17 protein-coding genes are annotated in these 25,790 nt (G+C 67.7%); 11 read left to right on the top strand and 6 right to left on the bottom strand.

Translation table 11 applies throughout. From position 1 onward, the window contains the following. Nucleotides 1–24 precede the first annotated feature (24 nt). On the top strand, nt 25–2,808 hold the full coding sequence (locus JX005_RS16305; protein ID WP_281422072.1) for a GH32 C-terminal domain-containing protein: 2,784 nt from the start codon (nt 25–27) through the stop codon (nt 2,806–2,808). Between the two features lie 297 nt (nt 2,809–3,105). Here the strand turns inward: JX005_RS16305 and JX005_RS12415 are convergent, their stop codons facing one another. The 3 genes from JX005_RS12415 to JX005_RS12425 are packed head-to-tail and all read right to left on the bottom strand — an operon-like array spanning nt 3,106 to nt 5,296. Next, nucleotides 3,106–4,260: an MFS transporter gene (locus JX005_RS12415; RefSeq protein WP_214467865.1), complete on the bottom strand. Its 1,155-nt coding sequence runs from the start codon at nt 4,258–4,260 to the stop codon at nt 3,106–3,108. Then, entirely contained in the window at nt 4,260–4,949 is a 690-nt protein-coding gene (locus tag JX005_RS12420; protein ID WP_214467866.1) for an aquaporin, read from the bottom strand. The genes JX005_RS12415 and JX005_RS12420 overlap by 1 nt, the downstream gene beginning before the upstream one ends. Beyond that, nucleotides 4,946–5,296 carry an ArsR/SmtB family transcription factor gene (locus JX005_RS12425; protein ID WP_214467867.1) on the bottom strand — a complete coding sequence of 117 codons (351 nt, stop codon included), beginning with the start codon at nt 5,294–5,296 and terminating at the stop codon, nt 4,946–4,948. Before JX005_RS12425 ends, JX005_RS12420 begins: the two co-directional genes overlap by 4 nt. A gap of 87 nt (nt 5,297–5,383) precedes the next feature. On the opposite strand from JX005_RS12425, the gene JX005_RS12430 reads away from it, so the two are divergent. From JX005_RS12430 to JX005_RS12450, 5 genes are all read left to right on the top strand, one after another. After that, nucleotides 5,384–6,700, top strand: a complete 1,317-nt coding sequence (locus tag JX005_RS12430) for an FAD-dependent oxidoreductase (protein WP_214467868.1) — start codon at nt 5,384–5,386, stop codon at nt 6,698–6,700. A gap of 14 nt (nt 6,701–6,714) precedes the next feature. Continuing rightward, nucleotides 6,715–7,203 carry a GNAT family N-acetyltransferase gene (locus JX005_RS12435; protein ID WP_214467869.1) on the top strand — a complete coding sequence of 163 codons (489 nt, stop codon included), beginning with the start codon at nt 6,715–6,717 and terminating at the stop codon, nt 7,201–7,203. A 4-nt stretch (nt 7,204–7,207) separates the two neighbouring features. Continuing rightward, nucleotides 7,208–7,486, top strand: a complete 279-nt coding sequence (locus JX005_RS12440; RefSeq protein ID WP_214467870.1) for a hypothetical protein — start codon at nt 7,208–7,210, stop codon at nt 7,484–7,486. A 34-nt stretch (nt 7,487–7,520) separates the two neighbouring features. Next, nucleotides 7,521–8,408 carry a metalloregulator ArsR/SmtB family transcription factor gene (locus tag JX005_RS12445; RefSeq protein ID WP_214467871.1) on the top strand — a complete coding sequence of 296 codons (888 nt, stop codon included), beginning with the start codon at nt 7,521–7,523 and terminating at the stop codon, nt 8,406–8,408. 67 nt (nt 8,409–8,475) lie between these two features. Further along, on the top strand, nt 8,476–8,889 hold the full coding sequence (locus JX005_RS12450) for an arsenate reductase ArsC (protein ID WP_214467872.1): 414 nt from the start codon (nt 8,476–8,478) through the stop codon (nt 8,887–8,889). Nucleotides 8,890–9,162: 273 nt separating this feature from the next. On the opposite strand, the gene JX005_RS12455 is transcribed toward JX005_RS12450, so the two are convergent. Both JX005_RS12455 and JX005_RS12460 read right to left on the bottom strand, forming a co-directional pair. Beyond that, nucleotides 9,163–9,564: a VOC family protein gene (locus JX005_RS12455; protein WP_214467873.1), complete on the bottom strand. Its 402-nt coding sequence runs from the start codon at nt 9,562–9,564 to the stop codon at nt 9,163–9,165. Nucleotides 9,565–9,597: 33 nt separating this feature from the next. After that, nucleotides 9,598–10,335: a TetR/AcrR family transcriptional regulator C-terminal domain-containing protein gene (locus tag JX005_RS12460; protein WP_281422073.1), complete on the bottom strand. Its 738-nt coding sequence runs from the start codon at nt 10,333–10,335 to the stop codon at nt 9,598–9,600. Nucleotides 10,336–10,349: 14 nt separating this feature from the next. Here JX005_RS12460 and JX005_RS12465 point away from each other — a divergent pair, with 14 nt between their 5' ends. The 3 genes from JX005_RS12465 to JX005_RS12475 are packed head-to-tail and all read left to right on the top strand — an operon-like array spanning nt 10,350 to nt 14,102. Further along, nucleotides 10,350–10,820, top strand: a complete 471-nt coding sequence (locus JX005_RS12465; RefSeq protein ID WP_214467875.1) for a GNAT family N-acetyltransferase — start codon at nt 10,350–10,352, stop codon at nt 10,818–10,820. Nucleotides 10,821–10,839: 19 nt separating this feature from the next. Next, nucleotides 10,840–11,592: an ABC transporter ATP-binding protein gene (locus tag JX005_RS12470; protein WP_214467876.1), complete on the top strand. Its 753-nt coding sequence runs from the start codon at nt 10,840–10,842 to the stop codon at nt 11,590–11,592. Then, nucleotides 11,589–14,102 carry an ABC transporter permease gene (locus tag JX005_RS12475; RefSeq protein ID WP_214467877.1) on the top strand — a complete coding sequence of 838 codons (2,514 nt, stop codon included), beginning with the start codon at nt 11,589–11,591 and terminating at the stop codon, nt 14,100–14,102. Before JX005_RS12470 ends, JX005_RS12475 begins: the two co-directional genes overlap by 4 nt. Before the next feature lie 910 nt (nt 14,103–15,012). On the opposite strand, the gene JX005_RS12480 is transcribed toward JX005_RS12475, so the two are convergent. Further along, entirely contained in the window at nt 15,013–22,074 is a 7,062-nt protein-coding gene (locus tag JX005_RS12480; protein ID WP_214467878.1) for a DUF5979 domain-containing protein, read from the bottom strand. 143 nt (nt 22,075–22,217) lie between these two features. Here JX005_RS12480 and JX005_RS12485 point away from each other — a divergent pair, with 143 nt between their 5' ends. Both JX005_RS12485 and JX005_RS12490 read left to right on the top strand, forming a co-directional pair. Next, complete coding sequence (locus JX005_RS12485) at nt 22,218–24,086, top strand: alkyl/aryl-sulfatase (RefSeq protein ID WP_214467879.1); 1,869 nt, start codon at nt 22,218–22,220, stop codon at nt 24,084–24,086. A gap of 31 nt (nt 24,087–24,117) precedes the next feature. After that, complete coding sequence (locus JX005_RS12490) at nt 24,118–25,788, top strand: SulP family inorganic anion transporter (protein WP_246533935.1); 1,671 nt, start codon at nt 24,118–24,120, stop codon at nt 25,786–25,788. The last annotated feature ends 2 nt before the right edge of the window (nt 25,789–25,790 follow it).

Raw genomic sequence — 25,790 nt, forward strand, 5'->3', positions numbered from 1 at the left:
TCCCCGGCGCGCCGGTAGGCGACGATGTCGTCCCCCGTCGTGACGTCTGTCGGCAGTCGCTCGGACAGCGAGCTCCCCGTGGACGGCGATCCGAACAACACCAAGTGGGTGATGGTCGTCAACCTCAACCCCGGCGCGGTCGCCGGAGGCAGCGGCGGCCAGTACTTCGTCGGCGAGTTCGACGGGACCACCTTTACCAGCGAGAGCACCCAGGGCGCCGAGGACCTCCCTGCCGGCGACGTTCTCGCCGGATTCGACAACGGTTCGTTCGACGGCTGGACCGTCTCCAACGAACCGGGCAATCACCTGAACGGACCGTGGGGGCTCGAGCCCGCGGCGGGCACCCTGCCCGGTCAGAACACGGTCACCGGCTACGTCGGCGGCGGCCTGGTGAACGGCTTCTACGACGGCGACTGGCCCATCGGCACCCTCGAGTCGCCGGCGTTCACCGTCTCGGACGACTACGTCAACCTGCTCGTCGGCGGAGGACGGCATCCCCACGTCGCCGGATCCCAGCTGACCAACGATCCACCCGCGGGCACGACGGTCTTCGACTTCGAGCTGCCCGATGGCCAGACCCTGGCCGACTCCGGCTGGCAGATCACCGGCGACTTCGCCACCGATCCGGCCCGCAATCCCTCGACCAATGGGGGCGAGCACCACCTCGGCACCAAGCGGCTGAACACCTGGGAAGGCGGCCCGCGCGGCGACGACAACGTCGGCGAGCTGCTCTCCCCCGCGTTCACCCTCGACGGCGACGTCGTCTCGTTCCTCATCGGCGGCGGAAAGCGCACCGACGGCACCCTCCAGGCGGAGCTCGTCATCGACGGCGCAGTCGTCAGGACGAAGACCGGCCCTGAGTCGGGGGCCCTCAACTGGGTGTCCTGGGACGTGTCTGAGTTCGCGGGTGAGCAGGCGCAGATTCGCATCCGTGACGAGGCGACCGGCGGGTGGGGCCACCTCACCTTCGACCACGTCGTGGCCGGCGATGTCGAGGCCAAGCTGCGCAGCGACGAGACGTCCGTGAACCTGGTCGTCGATGGCGAGGTCGTCCGATCCGCCACCGGCTCGAACAGCGAGCACCTCGACTGGGCCAGCTGGGACGTCCGCGAGTTCGCCGGGCAGCAGGCGACCGTGCGCGTCGTCGACAACAACCGCGGCGGGTGGGGACACATCCTGCTCGACCAGGTGATGACGTCGGATGCCGCGGCCGCCACGCGCCTGGAGAGCTACGACTGGCTCGACTGGGGCCGCGATTACTACGCGACCGTCTCGTACTTCGGCACGCCGGACAGCAGGACGCGCATCATGCAGGGCTGGATGAACAACTGGGACTACGCCAACGACATCCCCACGGCGCCCTGGCGCAGCTCGATGACCCTGCCCCGCGAGGTCAAGCTGACCGAGACACCCGACGGCCCGCGGCTCACGCAGAAGGTCGTCTCGCAGATCGACGACCAGCTTCAGACCGACGCCGCGCAGAGGCGATCCGACGTCACGGTGACAGGCGACACCGCGCTGGATCTGTCGGGCGAGGTCGTCAAGGTCGACCTGACGCTGCAGCCTGGTGACGCCGACCGCGCCGGCATCGTCGTCTTCGGCGACGGCGAGACAGGCACCCGAATCGGCTACGACGCGGACACCGAGCGCGTCTTCGTCGACCGGCGCGACTCCGGCGACGTGGACTTCCACCCGGCGTTCGTCTCCGTCGAGGACGCGCCCGTCGCGCTCAGCGAGGACGGGACCGTCACCCTGGAGCTGTACCTCGACCGGGCGTCGGTGGAGTTGTTCGCCGCCGAGGGCCGCGTCACGATCACGGACCAGGTCTTCCCTCGGGCCGGGGCCGACGACATCACGGCATGGTCCGAGGGCGGCACCGCAGTGATCCAGGCGATCACGGTCACCCCGATCACCCCGACGATGTGGAAGATCCCCGCGCCGGTAGAGGTGCCGGGCACTCCCACCGAGGTCACCGCGGCGGCCACGGCCGACGGGGCGACGGTGGCATGGACGGCGCCGGCGGACGATGGCGGCGCACCGGTCAGCGAGTACCGGGTCTACCGCGAGGGCGTCGAGGCGCCCGTCGCGACAGCGTCGACGACGTCGGCTGCGGTCACCGGCCTGGTGTCGGGAACGAGCGCCCGGTTCGCCGTCAGCGCCGTGAACAGCGCCGGTGAGGGACCGAAGTCCGAGTGGAGCGCGGCGGTCGTCGTTCCCGACGGCGCGGCCTTCGCTCCCGCGAAGGGAGTCCTGTCGCACGACAACGGATGGGACACCGGGCTGGCCGACGGAGAGTACAACGTCACCATGAACCTGTGGTGGGGTCAGAACGCGACGGAGTTCCGCCTGTTCGAGAACGGCGCTCTTCTGGCGACGGTCCCGCTGGCGTATGGCGCATTCTCCGCCCAGCAGGCGAGCGTGCCGGTCTCGGGCAAGTCGAACGGGACCTACGTGTACACGGGCGAGCTCGTCAACTCGAAGGGCGTCACCGCGACGACGAGCCTCAAGGTGAAGGTGAGCGACGCCTCTCCGGCAAAGCCCGTCCTCAGCCACGACAACCACGACGGGGACGGGACGTTCACCCTCACCGCCAACCTCTGGTGGGGCACCAACGCGACGTCGTACCGCTTCCTCGAAGGCGATGCCGTGATCGGTGAAGGACTCCTCACGGCGAGAACTCCCGGCCCGCAGATCGCCCGGCTCGACGTGGTCAGTGCCGCGAAGGGCAAGCACGCCTATCGAGTCGAGTTCACCAATGTGGCCGGCTCAACGGTCAGCGCGCCGGTCACGGTGACCGTGCGGCGCTAACCGAGTGCGACATCGGAGGGGTGCGAGTTCGCTCGCCCCCTCCGCTCACCTCGAGGAGCGCCACATTCGCGCGGCTCGCCGCCCCGAGTCGGTTCCGCAACGAGAGAAGCCCCGCGATCCCAGTGTTTACATGGGATCTCGGAATCAAAGTGCAGGCGATGCGGCCACTTGTCACCTCGGTCCCGAGGGATGGCGCTCGAGCCAACTGATCATCAGCCGAACCTGACAGGCCCAATCAACCGTTGCCCAATCGGTCGCCCCGGCTCAGAGAACGTCAGCATCGACGACATCACCGGGCTAGCGGCGGATGACGAGGAGGCCTCCGGCTGCACACAGGCCGGCCATCACGATCGCCATTGTTTGATACGACCCCATCGCCACCGCGACCATCGCGGCCGCCCCCGGAGCGAGGGCTGTCAGGGCGGTGATCGGCGCGGCGAGCACTCCATTCAGTCTTCCGTAGGAGACTGCCCCCCATCGGTCGGCGACCGCCGATGCTTGGACGAGCGTCAGCGTGCCACGGATCGCGCCGGCGATGACGGCCGTGGCGAACATCGCTATCGAACCCGCCGCCAGCGAGTAGCCGATGAGGATGGTCGCGCCGAGGATCCCCACACCGGCGGGCGCGATCCACGGCGCAGCGGTGTGGGGCATCGCAAGGTAGATGAGGCGTCCCAGGACCTGACCGGCACCGATGAGTCCGAGGACCCAAGCTGCCTGCTGAAGGTCCATTCCCTTCTCGACTGCGGCAGGAACGGCGGCCAGCGTCACTGCGTACAGCGAGAACGACATCAGTGCGAGCGCGAGGGTGAGCATCCAGAACCGCGCGGATCGCAAAGCCTGTCCCGCGGTTCCGCTCGCTGTCCCCGACGCGTCCCGGTGCGGCCACGTGCGCTCGACTGTGACCACGTATGCCGGAATCACCACGGTGGCGAGGATCGCAGCCAGGATCACGAACGTGACTCGCCACCCCACCTCGACGACGAGCCACCCAGTGAGCGGAGCGAAGATGGTCGACGCCAGTCCTCCCGCGAGCGTCACCAGCGTGAGCGGTCCGCGACGTCTTTCCTGGTGGCGGTGCGTGATGATCGTGAACGCGGCCTGGTAGAGGACGGCGGACTGCGCCGCGCCGCAGATGATCCACGCTGCCGTGAAGGTCCAGATGGTGGGGGATGCCGCGGCCGCGAGCATTGCGACCGTCCCGACGATCGCGCCGCTGACCATGACACGTCGCGGATGTCGATCGAGCCGGCGGCCGACAGGTATCGCGCAGACGGCGGAGGTGAGCAGTCCTGCCGTGATGGCGAGGAAGGCGGCCTCGTCCGGCCACCCGGTCTCGGCCGCGATCGCGGGCGCGGCGACGAGCACGGCGTAGTAGAGCACACCCCAGGCGACGATCTGGCTGATCGCGAGGACGCTGAGGGCGAGCCCGGAGCGCCGACTCGGGGACATCAGCCTCGTGCGACGACCGGTTCGGACGCCGCAACGGGGAAGAGGAAGCGGACTGCGGCGAAGCCGAGTGCGGCCCCGATGAACTGGGCGACGATGAAGGGCCACGCGGTTGCCGGGGAGATCCCGGCGAAGGAGTCGGTGAACATGCGCCCGACTGTGATCGCGGGATTGGCGAAGCTCGTCGACGATGTGAAGAAGTACGCCGCACCGATGTAGGCACCCACCGCTGGCGCTGCCAGGTGTGATCGGCCGGTACGGACGAGCGCGAAGATGACCAGGATGAGTCCGGCGGTGGCGACCACCTCGGACAGCAGGAGCGGCCACCCCGATCGGTCCGTGGTGCCCCACGCGACCGCCGGTGCGGCGAACATCACGTTGGCGAGGATGGCGCCGACGATGCACCCGAGAATCTGGACCGGCAGATAGACCGCTGCGGTCGACCAGGCGCGGCGATGAAGCACGATGTCCACAACGGTCACCACAGGGTTGAAGTGCGCGCCCGACACGGTGGCGAAGACAACGATGAGAACCGCCAATCCGAGCGCTGTAGCGAACGCGTTCTCGAAGAGCTGGAGACCGACATCGGTAGGCGACAGGCGTTGCGCGGCGATGCCGGACCCGACGACGGCCGCGGCAAGTCCCGCGCTGCCAAGGAACTCTCCTGCGGCAGCGCGAACAGTGTGGCTCACGAGGCGACGAGGAGCTGCGAGACGCGGTCGAGCGCGCCGGGCACGAGGGTGAAGTACGCCCAGGTGCCGCGCTTGCTGCGGGTGAGGAAGCCTGCCGTGGTCAGGATCTTGAGATGATGAGACACCGTCGGCTGGCTCAGACCGACCGGCTCGACCAGATCACAGACGCAGGCTTCGGAGTTCTCCGAAGCTGCCACGATGGACAGCAGCCGCAACCGAGTCGGGTCGGCCAGAGCCTTGATCGTGGTCGCCAGCTGGTCTGCCTCGGCGGCACTCAGCGGCTCGCGCACCAGAGGTGCGCAGCACGCCCCGGCGGTAACGTCGGTCACGTCGAGCATCGTGGTCATGCATCGAGACTAATCGATATTGACAGATGTCGATAGATCGGTGAAGAATCGGGTATCGAAGTTCATCGATATTCGTTGGAGGATGCTGTGACCCTGCTCGACCTGACTCCCCGCGTCGTTGACACCGACCGTGTGTCCACTCTCCCCGTCGCCATCATCGGCGCAGGGCCGATCGGCCTGGCCGCGGCGGCGAACCTCGCCGAGCGCGGCATCGACTTCGTCGTGTTCGAAGCCGGCGACGAGATCGCCGCCAGCGTGCGGGCGTGGGGCCACACACGCCTGTTCTCGCCGTGGAAGCATCTGGTCGACCCGGCATCCCGCCGCCTTCTCGAAGAAGGCGGTTGGGAGCTGCCGGACCCCGAGCGTGCCCCCACCGGGGCGGAATTGGTAGAGGAGTACATCGTGCCCCTGGCCGAGACTGACGCGATCGCGTCCCGCATCCGCACCGGCGTCGAGGTGATCGGGGTGACGCGCGAGGGCATGGACCGCACACGCACCCGTGCACGCGCCGCCACGCCGTTCGCGCTCCGCGTCCGCACCGCCGACGGTGCCGTCGAAGATGTCACCGCCCGCGCGGTGATCGACGCCTCCGGCACCTACCGCACGCCGAACTCGTTGTCCTCGAGCGGGCTCGAACTGCTTGGTATGGCCGACATCGCCGACGCGGTCACTCCTGCACTGCCCGACGTCCTCGGTCGCGACCGTGCTCTGTTCGCAGGGCGCCGCACCACGGTGGTGGGTGCTGGCCACTCGGCTGCGAACACCTTGCTCGGACTGGCGGAGCTCGCGCGCCAGGTCCCCCGTACCGGCGTCACCTGGCTGATCCGCAACGCCCAGGCCGTCCGCGTGTCGTCCTCCCCAGACGACGAGCTCGCCGATCGGGCACGCCTGGGAAGCCGCGTGGACCGGGCGGTCGCCGACGGCCGCATCACCGTCCTCGACGAGTTCGAGATCATCCGCGGCCGTCGGGTGGCCGATGGCATCGAGCTCGTCGGGTACCGTCGCGGCGAAGTCGTCGCGCACGGCACGGACGTGGTCGTCAATGCCACCGGCTTCCGCCCTGATCTCGACATGCTCCGCGAGATCCGTCTCGAGCTCGACGACATCGTCGAGGCACCCAAGCGACTGGCGCCGCTCATCGACCCGAACGTCCACTCCTGCGGCACGGTCGAGCCTCACGGGTTCCGTGAACTGACGCACCCGGAGCAGGGCTTCTTCATCGTCGGGATGAAGTCCTACGGTCGCGCGCCGACCTTCCTGCTCGCGACGGGGTACGAGCAGGTCCGCTCGGTCACCGCCTGGCTGGCCGGTGACACGACATCGGCATCGAAGGTGGAACTGGTGCTCCCGGCGACGGGCGTGTGCTCGACGAACGTGAGCGACGGAGGCGGCTGCTGCTCGTGATCAGGCTGCGTGAGATGACTGCCGACGACTGGCCGGCCGTCGAGAGGATCTATGCGCAGGGCATCGAGGACGGGGAGGCGACCTTCGAGATCGCCACCCCGACGTGGGAGGCCTTCGACGCTGCCAGGCTCCCCCATATGCGCATCGTGGCCGAGGACACCCAGGGCACGCTGCTGGGCTGGGTGGCGGCATCCGCCATCTCCTCCCGCCCGGCTTATCGCGGCGTCGTCGAGCACTCGGTCTACGTCGACCGCGACGCGCGGGGCCAGGGCGTCGGCAGGAAACTCCTTGACGCGTTCGTCACCGCGGCAGACGAGGCAGGGGTGTGGACGATCCAGTCGAGCATCTTCCCGGAGAACGGTGCCAGCCTGAAGCTCCACGAGGCAGCCGGATTCAGGACGGTCGGCCGCCGTGAGCGCATCGCTCGAGCAGAGGTCGGGCCCCACGCCGGCCGGTGGCGCGACACCATCCTCATCGAGCGTCGAACGACAGCTGACCGCTGACTCCATGAACGACGCCATGATCCGCCGCCACCTCAGCGGCACACGGGTGCTCCTGCTGGACATCATCGACGCGGAAGACACACCCGATCGCGAGCAGCTCGTTCTGCGCTGGCTGAAGAGGCGACCGGCGGTGTCGGAGCGCGTCGCTGCTCGCGTCCCACAGATGATCGATCAGCTGCTGTGGGAGGTGGAGAACCTCGAATGGGTGAAACGCGTCGGAGCGCGGTACAGCCTGACTGCCTTGGGTGAGCGAGCGCGAGGATTCGCACGCGCCGATCGCTGACCCGACGGTCTCGCGCATAGATAGGCTGGTATCTATGAATCGGCCCACGGATGCCGGAGACCTCACCACACTCGGGGATCCGACGCGTGCGCGCATTCTCCGGCTCATCCGAGAGTCGGAGGACGGCCGAGCACTCGTCGGGCGACTGGCTGAATCGCTGAACCTCCGCCAACCGACCGTCAGCCATCACATGAAGGCGCTGCATCAGGACGGCGTCGTCGTGCGCGAGCCCGATGGCCGACGCGTCTGGTACTCGGTCGCCTCCGAGCACGCAGATCGCGTCGACGCCCTCCTCGGCGACGGACCGCGATCATCCCCACCGCCAGACCTGGACCGCATCACGAGCAACCTCGCCAGTCGGTTCCGCGGTGTCTTCAGCCCCGAGACGGTCCGGGCCACCGTCATGGAGAGCTACGAGCTCCTGGCCCGCGGTTCGAAGTCTCCGCTGCTCGCAAGCCGCACGGCCGCCTTCGCTGCGACGCGGCTGGAAGCGCTGAGCCGAGCGCAGTCCGCCATCTCGGCTGTGCCCACCGTTCTTTTCGTCTGCGTGCAGAACGCAGGACGCTCTCAGCTCGCCGCCGGCATTCTTCGACAGCTCGCCGGCGACGAGGTCGTCGTCCACACGGCGGGATCCGCTCCGGCATCGGATGTGCGCCAGACCGTGGTCACCGCGCTCGACGAGATCGGCGTGCCTCTGGGTGGCGAATTTCCCAAACCGCTCACTGATGAGGCTGTGCGCGCCGCCGATGTCGTCGTCACCATGGGCTGCGGTGACGCTTGTCCGGTGTATCCCGGTCGTCGGTACCTCGACTGGGACATCGAGGATCCAGTAGGCAAACCCCTCGACCAGGTGCGAGCGATCCGGAACGACATCGAAGAGCGGGTGCGCGCCCTCCTGGCCGAGCTGCTCCCGGCGACGTAGAAGACGGTCTCAGTAATTCAATAGATCGTGGTCTATGCTTTCGTTGGAGAGAGAAAGCGAGACCGCCATGGCTGACAAGCCCACCGTTCTTTTCGTCTGCGTCCACAACGCCGGCCGTTCGCAGATGGCGGCCGGATACCTTCGAGCATTGGGCGGCGACGATGTCGAGGTGCTGTCTGCCGGCTCGGCGCCGAAGGACACGATCAACCCGGTCGCCGTCGAGGCGATGGCCGAAGAGGGCATCGACATCAGTCAGAACACTCCCAAGATCCTGACGGTCGACGCGGTCCGCGAGTCCGATGTCGTCATCACCATGGGCTGCGGCGACGCGTGCCCTATCTTCCCGGGCAAGCGCTACGAGGATTGGGAGCTCGACGACCCGGCCGGCCAGGGAATCGACGCGGTGCGCTCGATCCGAGACGACATCCGCACCCGCATCGAGACGCTCCTCGCGGAGCTCGTCCCGACCCGAGGGGCGTGATGGCGCCTCCGTCGGCGGGAACAAGGCACATCGTCGCCATCGGCGGCAGCGACGCGGGGATCTCGGCAGCGCTTCGCGCTCGCGAACTGGACCCCTCGGTCGACGTCACGGTGGTCGTCGCCGACAGCTACCCGAACTATTCGATCTGCGGCATCCCGTACTACTGGCTCTGTCCGCGATCTTTCCCGCGAGCCTGCGGATCGACACTCCTGTTCCGACGGCTGTCCCAGCCGGCTCATGGGGTGCTTCATCGAGCCGCTGTTGATGACCCCGCTACTCGTGAGCCGGAGGGTTGTGCATGAACTCGATGCGGATGCCGTTCTCGTCCTCAACGAAGGCGGCGTAATACCGATCGCTGAAACGCGGGTAGGGTTTCGGCTCGCGCACGACAGTCCAGCCCGCAGCAACAGCGACGCGATGTAAGCGGTCAACGTCGTCGCGTGATTCCGTCGAAAACGCGAGATGTTGCCATCCGACGTGTCCGTGCCGATGTGGCCCCGTTTTCTCTTGGCGGGCGGGGTAGAGGATGACTTCCGTCTCGCCAGGAGCGAGCCACGCGACGGAGTCGGCCGAATCGTAGCGGCGCATTCCGAGTGCGGTCAGCACCGGATCGAACTGCGCGGCTGCTCTGTGCGGGTCTTCGACGGTGATACCGATGTGGTCGAAAAGGGGCATGTGCGTCTTCCGGATCTCCCAGCCTGGCGGGGCTCAGGCTGTCCGGCCGGCCCGGGACATCGCGTCAGCGAAGCCGTCGAGCAGGAGTTCGAGGCCGTACTCGAACTCCGCTGCGTCGTCCTGCGCTAGGAGCGTTGGGGTGATCTCGGTGACAAGCGGAAGGATCTTGGCCGCCGTGGGTGTATCCATGCCGTCTCGGATGTCGGATGTAATGGTGCGCGTCTCGGGCGAGAAGTATCCGCCCAGCTCGATATCGAGTGTTCCGAGTGAGTACGCGGCCAGGGCGCGGTAGCAGCGCGCAGTGCTGAGTTCGTCGAAGCCCGCACGGCGAAAGCTGCGGAACCCCGCCTCGACGAACGCGAGAGCGTCGGGAGTGTGAGGCGGGAAGCGGTTGATGAGCCGTGAGGCGTTTGCATGGCGCATGGCCACCTGCCGTACAGATCGCATGATGAATCGCATGGCGTCACGCCAGTGGATGTCTTCCGGCGGCGTGTCGACTTCGGCGAGCAGGAGTTGAGCGACCCCGTCCAGTAGCGCGTCCTTGTCCGGGAAGTACGTGTACACCGACATGGGCGAGGATCCGAGGCTCTGCGCGAGTTTCCGCATGCTGAGTCCCTCGATGCCTTCGGCGTCGATAGCCGCGAGAGCCGCTTCTGCGATCCCTCGCTGTGTGAGCTTTTCTGCCAATTCGGAACCTCCTGCTTGACAGTGTACATCGTACGGTGCAATATGTACGCCGTATCCGTACACTGTACAGAGATATCTCGACATCGTAAGGAGAAGTCATGGTACACATTCGACAGGCCACTACCGCCGACGCTGCGGCACTCGACGACATGGTGCGAGAGCTCGCCGCTCACGAGGGAGATCTCGACCACGTCCTCGTTGACGCAAACAGGTGGGGACAACTGCTCGCCCGGCCAGACGTGCGGGTCCTGATTGCCCAGGACGAATCCGGTCCCATCGGCTTCACGAGCATCGTTCGCCGGATCCACCTGTGGACCGGCGGCGACCTGCTCGCTCTCGACGACCTCTACGTTCGACCCGGCCACCGCGACAAGGGAATCGGCAGCCAGCTGATGACTGCCGTGGCCCGGCTCGCCGCCGAGGACAACCTGCTCGTGCAGTGGGGCGTCCGCCTGGACAACCACGCCGGCCAGCGCTTCTACGCCCGTCTCGGCGCCTCTCTCAACACCAAGATGACCGCCTCGTGGGCCCCGGCGCAGTACCGCCGTCACCTCGCCGCGGTCCGCTGATCAACCGAAGGACACACTCATGAGCACCACGTTCGCCATCGAAGCGACTGACCTGATCAAGACCTACGGCACCGGCGACACCGCCGTGCGTGCCCTAAACCACGCCAGCCTCAACATCCGTCGCGGCCGATTCACCGCGATCATGGGGCCGTCCGGATCCGGCAAGTCCACGCTGATGCACGCGATGGCAGGGCTGGATACCGTCGACTCGGGCAGCATCCTGCTCGGCGGTGCCGAACTGGTCGGTTTGAGCGAGAAGCAGCGCACCCTCCTGCGTCGGACGAAGGTCGGGTTCATCTTCCAGCAGTACAACCTGGTTCCTGCCCTTACCGCAGAGGAGAACATTGCACTGCCCCTCCGGCTGGCGGGGCAGAAAGTCGAAAGGGACTGGATGCTGGAGCTCGCCGCGACGCTCGGCATCGTCGACCGGCTCACACACCGGCCCGCGGAACTCTCCGGTGGCCAGCAGCAGCGTGTCGCTGTCGCCCGTGCCCTCATCTCTCGCCCCGAGGTCGTCTTCGCCGACGAGCCCACCGGCGCACTCGACTCACGCTCCAGCCAAGCCCTCCTGGCCTTCCTCGGCCGCGCCGCGAGTGAGCTCTGGCAGACCATCGTGATGGTCACCCACGACCCGTCTGCGGCCGCCTATGCCGACAGGGTCGAGTTCCTCGCCGACGGCGAGGTCATCGACGGTCACGACGACCCGACCGCCGCAACCGTCCTGGCTCGCATGGAACGCTTCGACGCTGACCGTACGGAGGTGGCGGCATGATCCGGTTCGCCTTCGCGCAAGTCATCGCTCACCGGCTGCGCCTGGCCTTGACGGTCGCCGCCGTCACGCTCGGAGTCGCGTTCGTCTCCGGCAGCCTTGTGCTCAACGACACCGCACAGAAGCTGTTCGACGACCAGTTCGCCACTGCTGCCGCCGGCGCCGACCTCACCGTCCGCACCGCCACCGCCTTCGACTCCGGAATGGGTGTCGAGGTGGAGCGCGACCCGCTTCCCGCTGGGACCCTCGACACCGTCCGCGACGTGGCTGCGGTCACCAAAGCGGTCCCGGTCGCGAAGGGCGCGGCACACCTCGAGCAGGGTGCCACTGACCTGGGTAGCGTGCAGCTGAGCACGTGGGTCGACCAGCCCATCGGAGCGTACCCGCTCCTTGACGGCGTGTCGCCCACCCGGGCCGGTGAGGTCGTCCTCGACAAGAACGCCGCTGAGGAGCTGGGCATCGGCATCGGTGACTCGGTCACTCTCGTCGCAGACGCAACAGTTGAGCTGCGCGTCGTCGGCCTGGTCGGGTTCGGCGAGAGCGACGGTCCTCCCGTCGGGTCGGTCGCGCTGACCAGTCTCGCCACCGCTCAGAGCACGCTCGACCTCGGCGACGGGCTCTCCGAGATCCTCGTCACATCCGACCTGACCGCAGCGGAACTCCAACCGCTCGTCGCTGACGCCCTCGACGAAAGCGTTCAGGTCGCCACTGCTCAGGACCTCGCGGCGGCCGGCGCCGAGCAGGCCGCGTCGAACCTCGAGATGCTCCAGGTCGTGCTCGTCGTGATGAGCGTTGCCGCCCTCATCATCGGTGCATTCCTCATCGCCAACACGTTCAGCATCGTCATCTCGCAACGAACCCGCGAACTCGCGGTGATCCGCGCGACCGGAGCCACCGGACAACAGGTCCTCGCCTCCGTCCTCATCGAAGCGTTGCTCGTCGGCGTGACTGCCTCGGCAGCCGGTGTATTGATCGGCATCGCCAGCGCCTACGGACTTCGCGCGCTGGCACAGGTGTTCGGTGTCAGCATCCCGTCCGGTGACCTCATTATCGAAGCCCGAACCGTCGTCGTCGCCGTGATTGTTGGGGTCGTCGTCACGCTCATCTCGGCTGTTGGACCCGCCCGTCGTGCCGCGGCCGTGTCACCGCTCGCGGCGATGCGCGCCAGCGCAGCGGAGACGCGGAATCTCGGGCGCGGTCGCCTCATCACCGGGAGCGTGCTGGTGATCGTCGGCGCGGCAGTGGCCGCTCTGCCGGCGGTCGGCGGACCGACGCTCCTCCTCGGGGTGGGGCTGGTTTCAGCGCTAGTCGGTATCGTCATGGTCGCGCCGATCGCACTGCGACCCCTCGTCGTGCTTGTCAGCGCCAGCGCGAGGGCGAGCGTGCCCGGACAGCTTGCGGGTGAAGCCGCGCTGCGCGCACCGCGCCGAACAGCGGCGACAGTGATGGCACTGGCGTTCGGGCTCGCCCTCATGAGCTTCGTTTCGGTGGTCGGCGCGTCTGTCAAGACCGCCACCGGCGAGCAGTACCGGGAGGTCATCGCCGCAGACGTCGTCATCGAAAGCGCCGGCCAGGAGATGCTCGGCGGCGTCCATGCAGCCGTCTACGACGAAGTGCGCGAAGTCGCAGAGGTCGGTGCGGCAACCCGGCTGAAGTACGGCCATTGGAAGGACGGTGAGAGCACCAGCGCGCTTACCGGCTTCGACCCCGTCGCCATCAGTGAGGTCGCAAGCGTCCGCATGGTCGAAGGCAAACTCGTCGCTCTACAAGACGGTGGCGTCGTCATCGCAGAACGCGTCGCCGTCGAGAGAGAGCTCACCGTCGGAGATGAATTGCCGATGACCTTCGCCCGCACTGGCGAGATGACGCTCCCCATCGTGGGAGTCATCGCGGACGGGTCAGCCCAGGCGCTGCAGACCGACTTCTTCGTCTCCCTTGGGACTTACGCTGACCTCTACACGGAGGACATGGACGCGAGCATCTTCGTCCTGGCAGCCGACGGGACAACGCCTTCGAAGCTCACCTCGGCGCTCAAGGCCGCACTCGAGGACCACCCCACCGTTCAAGTGCGCGATCAGGCGGCTGTCATCGCCGGTCGCACGCAATCGGTGGACCAGATCTTCGGGCTGGTCACCGTCCTCCTCGCCTTCGCCATGGTCATTGCCGTGCTCGGAATCGCTAACACCCTGGCGCTGTCCATCACAGAGCGCACCCGTGAGATCGGGATGCTCCGTGCCGTCGGCATGTCCCTCCGCTCCGTCGCCTTCATGGTGCAGGCCGAAGCGGCCATCGTCTCGGTTGCCGCCGTTGCCTCCGGGCTGCTGCTGGGCACCGCAGCTAGCTTTGCGGCTGTAGGCGCCCTGTCAACCATCGCGCCGCTGGCCATCGAATTCCCTGTACTGCAGTTGGCGACCCTCGCAGGCATCGTCGCCGTCGCGGGTCTTCTTGCCGGTATCGCGCCCGCGATCCGTGCGGCGAAGCTTCCCGTACTGGAGGCGATAGCCCATGCGTGAGCGCAACATGCCGCCTGCGCTCCCCATGGTGGCCGCGCAACCCGTGGTGATGCTCGACCCCTACATTCCGTCGATCGCGGAGGACCTCGACCTCACATCGCCAGCCTCGCACCGAGGCGCTCCACCACGCCGAGGCCTCCACCACGGAAGCGCTTAGCGGCGGGTTCTCGGTCCCGTTCCTCGCAATCGTCGCCACCGTCTCACTGACCGTAGCCGTCGTGGCGGGGTCCGCCCGAAGTGGAATCGGCACGGCCGATGTCACTATAAACGGACGGCCAACGAGCCGCAGCGTCCGGACCGAGAGGTCCGGACGCTGGGGCGTTCGTGGCGATGTCCGCACAACCACTTCGCGGGCGCAGGCTGCATCGCATTGAGTGGCGAACCCCCACTGACATTGGGATTGATCCCACGGTAGGTAGCCCGGGCGAACCGCGGAATCACGCGGATGCCGCGGTCATTCCAGAGTCGCGAGCGTCGTTGTGGGAAAGAATTGGGCAACCGACACCCCGGCCGGTCATTCCCAAATCGGTGCCCAAACGCAGATCAGCGCCACAAAATGTGACGCTGATCTGGGATGAAAGTGGCGGTGACGGTGGGATTTGAACCCTTATCCGACCACCTTTCATGGATGCGCGAGGGGGGACTTTCCGCGTCATTCCGCGGAACCCGATCTTTCGAGGCTGTGTAGCGATGCGCCACTTCTTTCACCGGCTTTTCCCACGAGCACTTGCCGATGCGGCTCACCTGTTCGAGCACAACCGCGCGTCGGCACCCGAGCGGAGCAACTCGGACCAACCCGAGTGGATCGCAGCCCCGACAATGGCAGCCCGGGTCGGTCCGTGGCCCGGTTGATCTTCGCAGAGCCTCGCTCACGAGGATCCCGCTGGGCGTCGCACACAGGTGACGCCGCTCAGCTACGCCGCCTCCGCCTCACGTTCAGCGCGATCATCCCTGCGGCGAAGAGGAGAACCGCGACCAAGGTCAGCAGCGTGAAGCGTCCTCCGTCCACTCCCGTCGGCGGCAGGTCCGGATCGAATCGATTGTCGATCGAGACGGATGCCGCGGCCCCGGCGCTCACCGTGACCACGGCGGCATCGGTGCCGTCGGCTGCGGCGGGGCTGTATGTCACAACCGACGCATCGCCGTCATCGGTCTCCCGGATCGTGCACTCCGCCCCGACGGGAAGATCGCGATATGTCACCGGCTGCGCCGGAGCGAGAACGCGGACGCCCCCGCTGGGGACGTCGATCTCCGATCCGTTCCACGCGCACGTCGTCGTGACTTCGAACGCGTCATCGGCGTGGTCTGCCGCAGCATCCCCCGACAGCGTCTTCGACACGACGAGCTGACCGAGTTCGAAGATGTTCGTGACGACCAGATCTGTCGCGCTCTCGGTGACCTCCACGAGCTCGACGGGTTCACCCGTCTCGGCGTCGGTGATCGTCGTTGATGTGGCTCCGCCCGCGTCGGTCTCTGTGAGCGTGCATTGCAGTCCGACGAGCAGCGGCTCGTAGGTCGTGGTGTAGTCGTTGTCGACGGACAGCTCGCGAGTGGCCCCGCCCGGAATCCCGACGGCGTCACCGATGCCGTCGACGCACTCGAGCGTGACCTCGAACGGTCCCGCGCCCCAGAGCTCGGCACCGTCGCCGTCGATCTGCTTCGTCACCGTGAGGGAGCCGGCGGCGAACGTGTTCGTGACGACCACTTCCACGGTGGTGCCGTCGCCGATGGTGACCGAGCCTGGCTCGACGGCGACGCTGGTCGCTCCGCCGGTCGACACCTCGGTGACCGTGCAGGTCGCGCCGGTCGCGATGTCGTCGATCTCGGCCTCCCATCCGTCGTCGGCGCCGAGCGTCACGAAACCGGCCCAGACGCGCGCGGGCCCGCTCCCGGTGTCCAGTACGCAATCGACGGCGAGACGGAACGGTCCTTGGCCGAAGTCCTCGGCGGCGGGGCCGGTCACCTCCTTCTCGAGAAGCAGCGCCCCCGCGGCGAAGGTGTTGACCGCGGCCACCTCGACCACCGTGCCCTCGACCACCGTCACAGCGACCTCGGTCCCGTCGACCGGCTCCTGCGGTTCGCCGGCCACGCTCACGACGAAGGAGGTGGAGGTCGCGTCGAGCGTGTCATCCTCGGTTACCGTGCACTCGGTTCCGACGGGCAGCCCGCCGAGCGCCCACGTCTCATCGGTCGTGAGCGACTCCGCCATGGGATTCTCGGCGTCGTAGCCGTCGGCCCAGACCTCGGCCCCTTCGAACGTGCACGAGACGCTGAAGGGGAAGGGGCCGTACTCGACGGGGTTCCCGCGTGCGTTGACGCCGGCGGCGTCGACGATCTTGCGGATGGTGAGCGCTGCGACGTCGTAGACGTTCTCGATCGTGACCAGACCGATCTCGTCGTCCGGTCCGCCGACGGTGGCGGTTCCGATGACGGTCGTCGTCTGCCCGAACTGGCCCTCGGTGGCGGCGCACTCGGCGCCCCACGGCACCCTGTCCACCTCGACGGGGTCGGCGCCGGGGACCAGGATCAGCTCGGGAAGCGAGAGCACTTCGATGCCGCCGCTGACGCAGGTCAACTGCACGGGAAATGTGTCCGGGGCGAACTCGGCCGCCGGTCCCGAGACGATCTTCTGTAGCTGGATGGGCCCGGTCGGGTGGCTGACGCCCACCCGCCGGCCCTCGGTGGCGGGCACGACCGTCGGCGTGGCGCCGATCGCCGAGCCGCCTGTCGACACCGTGTTGTAGGCGATGGGGAAGTCCGACGCGGCGCGCGCGTCGGGTGTGGTCCGGGTCTGGAATTGGATGTCGAGGGTCTCGGCCGGTTGGAGCGGATCGGCGTCGGGGAACTCAACGACGAACTTCAGGCTGCGCACGACCGCCGGGTCGACGGAACCGTCGAGCGGCATCCACGCTCCCGCCCCGCACGGCGTGCCGAGCGGGTTGAGATCGGCCGTGCACGGGACGGATGCGGTCGAGTAGTAGGTCGTGAGCACCGCACCCGCGGGGGTCGTCGCCGTGGGAACCAGCACGACGCCGCCGACGAACGTCGGCTCCCACTCGCTCTCGCGGGGCAGCTGCACGATGAGTCCCTGGTCGCCCGGGGTGGGGAGGTTGTCGATCGAGACCACCTGGTCGAGCGGAAGCGTGCCGGCGTTGACGACGCGGAACCGCCAGGTCTCAGTGCCGCCCGGGAGCGTGACGGGGATGCAGGGGGCGCGGTAGAAGCGGCCGGCGACGGCGGTGCCCTCGCACTCGAAGCCCTCGACCGTCGAGAACACCTCCGGGATGCCGGGCTGGTTGTGATCGACATCCGACCGGACGTACTTGATGGTGCTGAGCGCGGGCACCGCGAGCGGCGAGACGATCGCGTCATCCATGCACTCGCCGTTCGGCCCGAGGGTGGGCACGCAGTCGTCGAGCGGCTCATCGACGCTCACGACGGCCCAGTTCTGCACCTGGGTCCCCGCGGGAAGTCCCGGCCGCAGCATGAGCTGGATCGTGATCGTGTACGTCTGGCCCGGCTCGAGGACGCTGCCCCCGGGCATCCGGAAGAAGATCATGTCGTCGAGGACATCGACGTCGACGACATCCGGATCGGTGGGAAGCGCCGTGCCGTTCGGCGGATCAGGCGCCGTGCCGGTCAGTGCGAACGTGTACGGCGAGACAGTCGGGTCACGGTCGGGATCGAGCACGAGCATGATGCCGTCCGCGTCCGTGGGAAGCCGGTCTTCGAACAGCGGGTTGTGCAGCGGCGCCTCGCCGGTGTTCGTGAAGGACAGCGTGAACGGGACGACCGCGCCGGGTCGAATGTCGCCGTTCGGCGACTTCGTCACCGAGATCGCCGCCTCGAGATGGAGGTAGCGGTACTCCGCTTCAGCGGTGTCGCTGTCTGTCAGCGGACCCGAGCCGACGTTGGCCGACTCGCCGTCCACCTCGACGGTGTTCCAGAAGGTGCCCGCGTCCGCTTCGCCGGGTGAGGGAACCTGATCGGCGCGGGTCGTGGGCACGGGGCCGCCGGTGCGAAGGTCTGCGCGTCGCTCGAGGAGGACGGGCACGTTGACGACCGGGTTGGATGGGTTCTGCCAGCCGAGGTCGTTGGCCTGCGCGAAGGTGAACCGCAGGCCGTGGAGGTCGTCGGGTGCGGCGTCGAGGAACGCGCTCGCGGTCGCGACCGTCATCGAGCCCGGGGTGATCGGCTGGCACGTCCACGTGCCGCCGACGGTGTCGGCCACGACGTTCGCCGCGCTGAAGTCACCGCCCGAGAGGTAGCACGCACGCACCTGGCCGACCGGCACCGGCAGCGCCCACGACGGAGACATCCCCGCGAAGTCCATCGCGTTCCAGAACGTCGGATCGTCGTCCGTGATCGTCAGGAACCGGGCCCGGGCCGACCCGCCGGGCTGGCCCGCGAGGGTCATGGTGATCTGACCGGTGTCTCCGTCCTTCTGGGACGCCGGAGAGAACGACTTGCCCGCCGTGACGGAGAAGGTCGGCTCCTCGAGCTGGATGAAGGCGGTCTGCTGGTCGCACGCGTAGCGGGAGTCCGCCGGCGGGGGGCAGGGGCCGGTCGGCTCGATGTCGGCCACGACGCCCTGGGCGGTGTTCGCGATCGGCGAGTCGGCAACCGAGACGCGTTCGGTCGTGCCTCGCCAGTACGGGCGCAGCCGCACGTCGAACGCGACCACACCGGCGCCGTTTGCGGCGATCCGGCCGTCGAAGCTCACCTGGATGCCCGTCACGTCGCACGGGAGCGCGGCCGGGACGAGCGCGAGTGCCTGGGCGACGGTGTAGTCCTCGGGCGCCTGTCCGCCCGGGCAGAAGAGTCGCACCACCGTCGACGTGGTGCCGGACGGAACCGTGATCGCCGAGAAGTTGTTGAAGGTGAAGGCCTGGAACGGATCCTGGCGGCGGTCGACGATCGTCGTCGGCGCGGGGTCGGCGATGACGAGCTGATCGACGCGCGCCGGCGTCGTGTTGCGGGTCGTCACGGTGAGGCGGCTCAGCGGATACTGGCCGATCGGGATGTCCGCGTCGGTGGGAACGGCGAGCGGACCGCCCTGCCAGTTCTTGTCGGTCGTCGTCGTGATCGGGACGTCGATGATGAGGACGTCATCGGATGCGTCGGAGCTGAGCGGCGTCCCGCCGTCGGCGGGGAAGCCCGCGGCGCGAGCCGTGTTGCGGACGACGCCCGGGTCATCGAGGTTGTAGAGGATGTCACCGAGTGCGGGGACCCCGTCGGAGCGGCGTTCATCGCGAACCTGCCACACCAGCGTGACCGGGCGGGTGTTGCCGAACGAGCGGGCGACACCGGAGCCGACGGGGGGCGCGTCCGGCACGCCCGCCGATGCCTCCGCACGGTCGGGACTCTCGGCGAGCACCAGCCGAACGCCGGTGGTGCTCGCCTGCTCCGCCGCGGTGAGGCTCATGCCGGGGAACTGGCCGATACAGGCCGCGGGACAGGGATCGTTGGCTGCGCCGACCCACGCCGTGCCGTTCCAGAGGAGCACTTCGACCACCTGGTCGTAGGCGATCAGCGGGTCCGTCGCCGTCGAGATGGGCTGCACGCGCGTCAGGTTGAACGCGTCGAACATGCTGAACGCGACCGCGATGTCGTCCGGGGCCGCCACGTCGGTGATCTGCACGGTCTCCAGGCCGGAGTAGCCGCCGGTCGACCAGGACAGCGTCGAGGGAATGGTGTCACCCGACCGCGCGATGACCGTCTTCACCCCGCCGGAGCTCGAGGTGCCGAAGGTCTTGTCGATGAGGTCCGCGGTGCCGGGGTCGGCGGGGATCAGCTCGACTTCGGGGCACTCGTCTGCCGGCATCGTCGCCGAGCCGTCGGGCACTCCATCGGTGGATGCCTCGGCCGACGACTGCGCACAGTTGGGGACGAAGGTGGACTCGACGTCGGAGAACGGCGGAGTTCCGGTGTAACGCCCGTCAGCTCGGAGTTCGCTCGTGAAGTTCGGTGCGAGATCTGTTCCGGGCGGGAATCCGAGGCCGTCGTCGCCCGTGTAGGTATACGTGAAGCGGATGCCTCCCGCCACGGCGGAGATCGCGGGGTCGATCGGTGCGGAGTAGATCTGCGCACCCTCGATGTCTGCGGTGAGGACCTTCCACTGCCCGTCCGTCGTGTCGTAGTACTCGATCGTCAGCGAGGACTGCCCCGGAACAGGCGTCTGGGTGATCGCGGTGATGTCGAACGCGTTCCACCATGCGTCGCCGTCGATCGGGTCCTGCGGATCCTGGATGACGATGACGTCCGCGTTGCCGGTGGACCCCGTCGGGGTGTCCGGCGGACTCGGCCGGTCGGTGAGACCGCCCTCGAGCGAGACCGTGACGATCTGACCGGGGACGGCGAGGATCTGCGATGGCCGGACCTGCTTGGTGATGTAGGGTTCGACGACTTCGTCGTAGATGTAGAGGTCGGCCGGGGCATCCGCGTCACCGGTGACTCCCTGGTTGTGGCCCTCGACGCCGACCACGTTCGTCACCAAGAGAGGAAGCCCCGTGAGGTCGGGATCGGTGTCGACCTCGAGGACGACGGATGTCTCGGCACCTGGCTGGATCGGGCCTTCGAAGACGACTTCGAACCATCCGACGAGCGCCGGGTCTCCTTCGGTGGCGGGCGGCACCGCACCGTCCGCGAAGGGCTCGGACTGTTCGCCGCCGCCGATGAGGTGGTAGATCACGGTGCCGGATGTCGCGCCCGCGGGGTACTCGATCGGCTCAGTGATCCCGGCGAACGTGTACTCGGCGGGAAACTCCCCCGCCGAGGGTTCGCGGATCGTGAGCTGCTCGAGCGGGATGGTCGACGCGTTGGTTGCGCCGAGCGTCACGGTGCTGGGCTCGCCCGCGATCACGAGGCTCGGGTCGAAGGACTTCGTCGCGGTGACCTGCACATCGTTGGCGAGGATTGTGAAGTCGGCGCTCGTCGGGGTTGTGACCGTCTCGTCGCCGAGCGCGACCTCCGACGACACCGTGTTCTCGACGACCGTGCCGTCGGGCTGAGTCGCTGCGAGGTCGGTCGTGGCGAGGTCGAGTTCGACGGATGCGGTGGCTCCCGCGGGAATCGCGCCGGTGAAGGTGACGCGTGTGCCGCGGACGTCTTCGGCGGCCACGCCTGCGGGCAGCGCCCCGCCGGGGGCTTCCACCCATGTGGGCGGGACATAGACCTCATACGTCGTGGCCGTGGATCCCGCAGGCGCGGTGACGCTGCCGAAGCCCGTGAACCCGAGCATCTCGAACGGGTTCGGAGCGGCGGTCTCGTCGGCCGGATCCTGGATGATGAGCGTATCGACGGTCGCGTTCGAGTCGTTGCGCCCGCCGAGAGCTGCGGTGACCGAGGTACCCGGCACCGCGATGGCCGATGCCGGCGTGATCGACTTCGTCGGCGTCGTGGCCAGTTCGAGCGGAATGACCGGGGTCACTCCCGCCGAGCCGGGTTCGTCGACGAAGTTCGAGCCTTCGATATATGCCTCGTTGAACACCTCGACGTCGTTGGTGTCATACGAGGCGTCCTCGGGGAGACGCGCGGTGATCTCGACCACGCCGGTGGTTGCATCCAGGATGCCGACGGCGTCGCCGGCATCGCCGTCGAGATCGGTCACCCACGTGACGGTGACGGTATTGCCGGAGATGGTCGGCTCGAGGGCGGAGTTCACTCCGGCGCCGACCACGGCATCGATGACTTCGAACGGCGCGGGGACCACGTCGGTGAGGACGGCGTCGCGGCAGCCCAGGTCGGTGATCGACGAGCAGCCGACGGTCAACGTGTACGTGAAGGTCTGGTCCGGCCCCACCTCGGCTACGCTCGCCTCCTTTGTGAGGGAGGCGACGGCGGTGACATCGACCGGAGCTGGATCGGGGATGACCGGCGCGGCCGCTGCGGTCGGAGCGGCGATGAGAGATATCGCAAGGGCAAGGACGGCGGTCGCGGCTCCCGCTCGCGAACGGGTGGCGGACAGTGACACGTCTTTTCCCCCGAATCGGTGTGGCGCCGGCCGAGTCGGTGCGTGGTGGTGAGAGGCCGCCGCGGGGTCAGCCTAGCCATAGGGACCGTTTCGCCGACAGTATGGGCTGGAGAAAAGATCGAGTCGATCGGAGTGGCACGCCCATGGATCACAAGCCCGCCTCGTCGTTCATCCGCGCACAGCAGCAGTCGGCGTTGTCCGCATTGCCGTTCGACGACACCCGAGATTTCGACGACACATCGCGCGGCCTGATCGCCGAGCTGAGCCCGAACCGTCTCCACAACGGCGAGGGCGTCGTCGTCTGGGATAACGACAGTTATGCGTTCCTCGAGGGCGTGGCACCCGACACGGTCAATCCGAGCCTGTGGCGTCAGTCGACACTCGCTGCACGGGCGGGACTGTTCGAGGTGGTCGAGGGCATCTACCAACTGCGGGGGATCGACCTGTCGAACATGACGATCGTCGAAGGCGACACCGGGATCATCGTCATCGACACGCTGCTGTCGACCGAGCCCGCCGCAGCAGCGCTCGCCCTGTACCGCCAGCACCGTGGCGACCGCAAAGTCGTCGCGGTCATCCATACCCACAGCCATGCCGATCACTTCGGCGGCATCTTCGGCGTGACCTCTCAGGCGGAGGTCGACGCCGGAGACGTCCAGATCATCGCGCCATCCGGCTTCCTGGAGCACGCCGTTTCAGAGAACGTCTATGCCGGCGTGGCCATGAACCGGCGTGCCGCCTACATGTACGGTGCGGCACTGGAGAGGGGTCCGCAGGGACAGGTCGGCGCGGGCCTCGGACAGACGATCTCGACCGGTGAGGTGGGGCTCATCGCGCCGACGCTCCTGATCGAGTCGACCGGAGAGACACACACCATCGACGGTGTGGAGATCGAATTCCAGATGGCGCCGGGTACTGAGGCGCCCTCCGAGATGCACTTCTACTTCCCGGGTTTCCGCGCGCTGTGCATGGCCGAGAATGCCACCCACACTCTGCACAACCTGCTCACGCTCCGCGGCGCGATCGTCCGCGACCCGCACGGATGGTCGCAGTATCTCACCGAGGCGATCGCCCGCTACGGCGACAGAACGGACGTGGTGTTCGCGTCGCATCACTGGCCGACGTGGGGCCGAGAGCAGATCGTCGAGTTCCTCTCGACTCAGCGTGATCTCTACGCGTATCTGCACGATCAGACTCTCCGCCTCATCAATCGCGGCTACACGGGCGTCGAAGCGGCGGAGGTGTTCGTCCTGCCGCCGGCGCTGGAGCGAGCGTGGCATGCCCGTGGCTATTACGGGTCGGTCAGTCATAACGTGAAAGCGATCGTGCAGCGCTACCTCGGGTGGTTCGACGGCAACCCGGCACGGTTGTGGCCACACCCGCCGACCGAGCTCGCACAGCGCTACGTCGATGCCCTCGGCGGCGTCGACCGTACAGTCCAGATCGCGCAGCAGGCCTTCGACGCGGGCGACTACCGGTGGGCGGCGACACTGCTGGACCACGCGGTGTTCGTCGACGAGAGTCACGCCGCCGCCAGGGCGCTCCTGGCCGACACATTCGAGCAGCTCGCATATGGATCTGAGAACGGGACTTGGCGCAACTTCTTCCTCTCAGGCGCGACCGAACTCCGCGGCAGTAATTTCGGCACACCGACGAAGACGAACGCGCCCTCGCTGCTCGCACAGCTCACCCCGGAGATGCTGTTCGACGCGATCGCCATCAAGGTGGACGGGCCGGCAGCGTGGGATCTCGATCTCGCGCTGGTCATCGAACTCACCGACCTCCAACGCCGGTTCCTGCTCACGCTCCGCAACGGCGTGCTCATCTACCTCGAGGACGGTGAAGGTGATGTCGAACTGACACTGAAGCTGACGAAGATGCGCCTCCTCGCCCTCCTGGGCGGCGACCTGGAGTCCGATGACATCGAAACCGACGGCGACCCTGCGGTGCTCTCCAGCCTGCTGGGCGTCCTCGATCCCGGTGATGAGGCATTCCCGATCGTTACTCCATGACGTCACCGCTGAGAACCCTGCTCTGGAACGGATGACGATGGCTCGGCCGCTGTCCGGGTTGACCCGTCGCAACGTGATGACGGAGCTGTTGGCGGGTGTCACGCTGCTCGCCATCGCGATCCCGTTGAACATCGGCTACGCGCAGATCGCCGGGCTGCCGGCCACCGCCGGCCTGTACGCGTTGATCGTGCCGACGGTCGTGTACGTCCTGGTGGTGTCCTCCCGGCAAGTGGTGGCGTCGCCGGATGCCGCAGCCGCCGCCCTCGTCGCGTCGTCGATCGGCGGGCTCGCGGCGGCCGGGAGGGCCGACTACGCGACGCTCGCGCTGGCTCAGGCGATCATCTGCGGAGTGATGTTCGTGCTGCTGTCGGTCTTCAAGCTGGGCTTTCTCGCGAACTTCCTCTCCAAGCCGATCCTCGTCGGATTCGTGGGAGGGCTCGCGTTCGACATCCTGATCAGCCAGATCGCCAAGATGCTCGGTGTGAGCATCGACTCGGGCAGCGAATTCGTCGACAAGACGATCGGTCTGGTCACCGGGCTCGGCACCGCCAACGTGTGGTCGCTGCTCATCTCGGTGGGATCGATTGTCATCCTGCTCGTCGGTCGACGCTGGCTTCCGGCCGTGCCGTGGGCGCTCGTCGTGCTGATCGTCAGCACGATCCTCGTGATGGTCGTCCACCTGGACGAGTTCGGCGTCGCGGTGCTCGGAGCGGTGCCCGCCGGCCCGCCCGTCTTCACGTGGCCGATCATCGACTGGACGCTGTGGCTCGCACTCATTCCGTCGGCGATCGCCCTCACGCTCGTGACCACGGCCGAGGGTCTTCTCGTGTCCCGCTCATACTCTGAGCGCCGCCGCTACCCGTTCCGCGCCAATCGCGACCTCTTCGCCTTCGGCGTCGCCAACATCGCCGCGGGCGCACAGGGCAGCTTCGCCGTCGGAGCATCGACCTCCCGGACGGCCGCCATGGACCAGGCGGGCTCGCGCACACAGCTGCCCTCACTCGTCCTGGCCGTCGGCACCCTGCTGCTCCTGCTGTTCGGCACGGCTCTCCTCGCCGACATCCCCTCGCCCGCCATCGGCGCTGTCGTGGCCGTCGCGATCATCCCGCTACTCGGCATCCGCGATTTCATCGAGCTGTGGAAGAAGGACCGGTTCGAGTGCGCCGTGGGCGCCACGTGCTTCCTCGTCACGCTGTTCTTCGGCGCCATCCCCGGCATCGTCGTCGCATTCGTGCTCGCCCTCATCAACCTCGCCAAGCGTGCCGCGAACCCCGCCATCGACGTCCTGCAGTCCGACGGCGACCCGGGCGAATCGCTCCTCGAAGAGGCTCCCGCGGGAACGACGACCGCACCCGGAGTGGTCGTGATCCGTCTGGCAGCGCCGTTGTTCTTCGCGAATGCGAGCGTCTTCACCGCCGCCGTGCAGAGCGCCATCACGTCGGTCGACGGCCCGCCCGTGCGTCACCTCGTCCTCGACATGGAGGCGGTGACCGACATCGACGTCACCGGCGCCGAATCCTTCGAGACCCTGCAGCACTGGCTCATCGACAATGATGTCGCGCTCGCGTTCAGCCGCATGCGACCTGCGGTCCGCAGCCGGCTCGCCGAGCTCGGACTGCTCGACCGGCAACCCATCTTCGACACCAACCGCACCGCCCTGGCCGCACTCGTCGAGGCAGCCGGCCGAGAGGACCAGCCGTGACC

This window comes from Microbacterium flavescens, assembly GCF_018588945.1.
Taxonomy (GTDB): Bacteria; Actinomycetota; Actinomycetes; order Actinomycetales; family Microbacteriaceae; genus Microbacterium; species Microbacterium flavescens.

Coding starts and splice junctions, on each gene's coding strand:
- JX005_RS16305 (WP_281422072.1), top strand. CDS start 25: ATGTCGTCCCCCGTCGTGACGTCTGTCGGCAGTCGCTCGGACAGCGAG.
- JX005_RS12415 (WP_214467865.1), bottom strand. CDS start 4,260: ATGTCCCCGAGTCGGCGCTCCGGGCTCGCCCTCAGCGTCCTCGCGATC.
- JX005_RS12425 (WP_214467867.1), bottom strand. CDS start 5,296: ATGACCACGATGCTCGACGTGACCGACGTTACCGCCGGGGCGTGCTGC.
- JX005_RS12435 (WP_214467869.1), top strand. CDS start 6,715: ATGACTGCCGACGACTGGCCGGCCGTCGAGAGGATCTATGCGCAGGGC.
- JX005_RS12440 (WP_214467870.1), top strand. CDS start 7,208: ATGAACGACGCCATGATCCGCCGCCACCTCAGCGGCACACGGGTGCTC.
- JX005_RS12445 (WP_214467871.1), top strand. CDS start 7,521: ATGAATCGGCCCACGGATGCCGGAGACCTCACCACACTCGGGGATCCG.
- JX005_RS12450 (WP_214467872.1), top strand. CDS start 8,476: ATGGCTGACAAGCCCACCGTTCTTTTCGTCTGCGTCCACAACGCCGGC.
- JX005_RS12455 (WP_214467873.1), bottom strand. CDS start 9,564: ATGCCCCTTTTCGACCACATCGGTATCACCGTCGAAGACCCGCACAGA.
- JX005_RS12460 (WP_281422073.1), bottom strand. CDS start 10,335: ATGTCGAGATATCTCTGTACAGTGTACGGATACGGCGTACATATTGCA.
- JX005_RS12465 (WP_214467875.1), top strand. CDS start 10,350: ATGGTACACATTCGACAGGCCACTACCGCCGACGCTGCGGCACTCGAC.
- JX005_RS12470 (WP_214467876.1), top strand. CDS start 10,840: ATGAGCACCACGTTCGCCATCGAAGCGACTGACCTGATCAAGACCTAC.
- JX005_RS12475 (WP_214467877.1), top strand. CDS start 11,589: ATGATCCGGTTCGCCTTCGCGCAAGTCATCGCTCACCGGCTGCGCCTG.
- JX005_RS12485 (WP_214467879.1), top strand. CDS start 22,218: ATGGATCACAAGCCCGCCTCGTCGTTCATCCGCGCACAGCAGCAGTCG.
- JX005_RS12490 (WP_246533935.1), top strand. CDS start 24,118: ATGACGATGGCTCGGCCGCTGTCCGGGTTGACCCGTCGCAACGTGATG.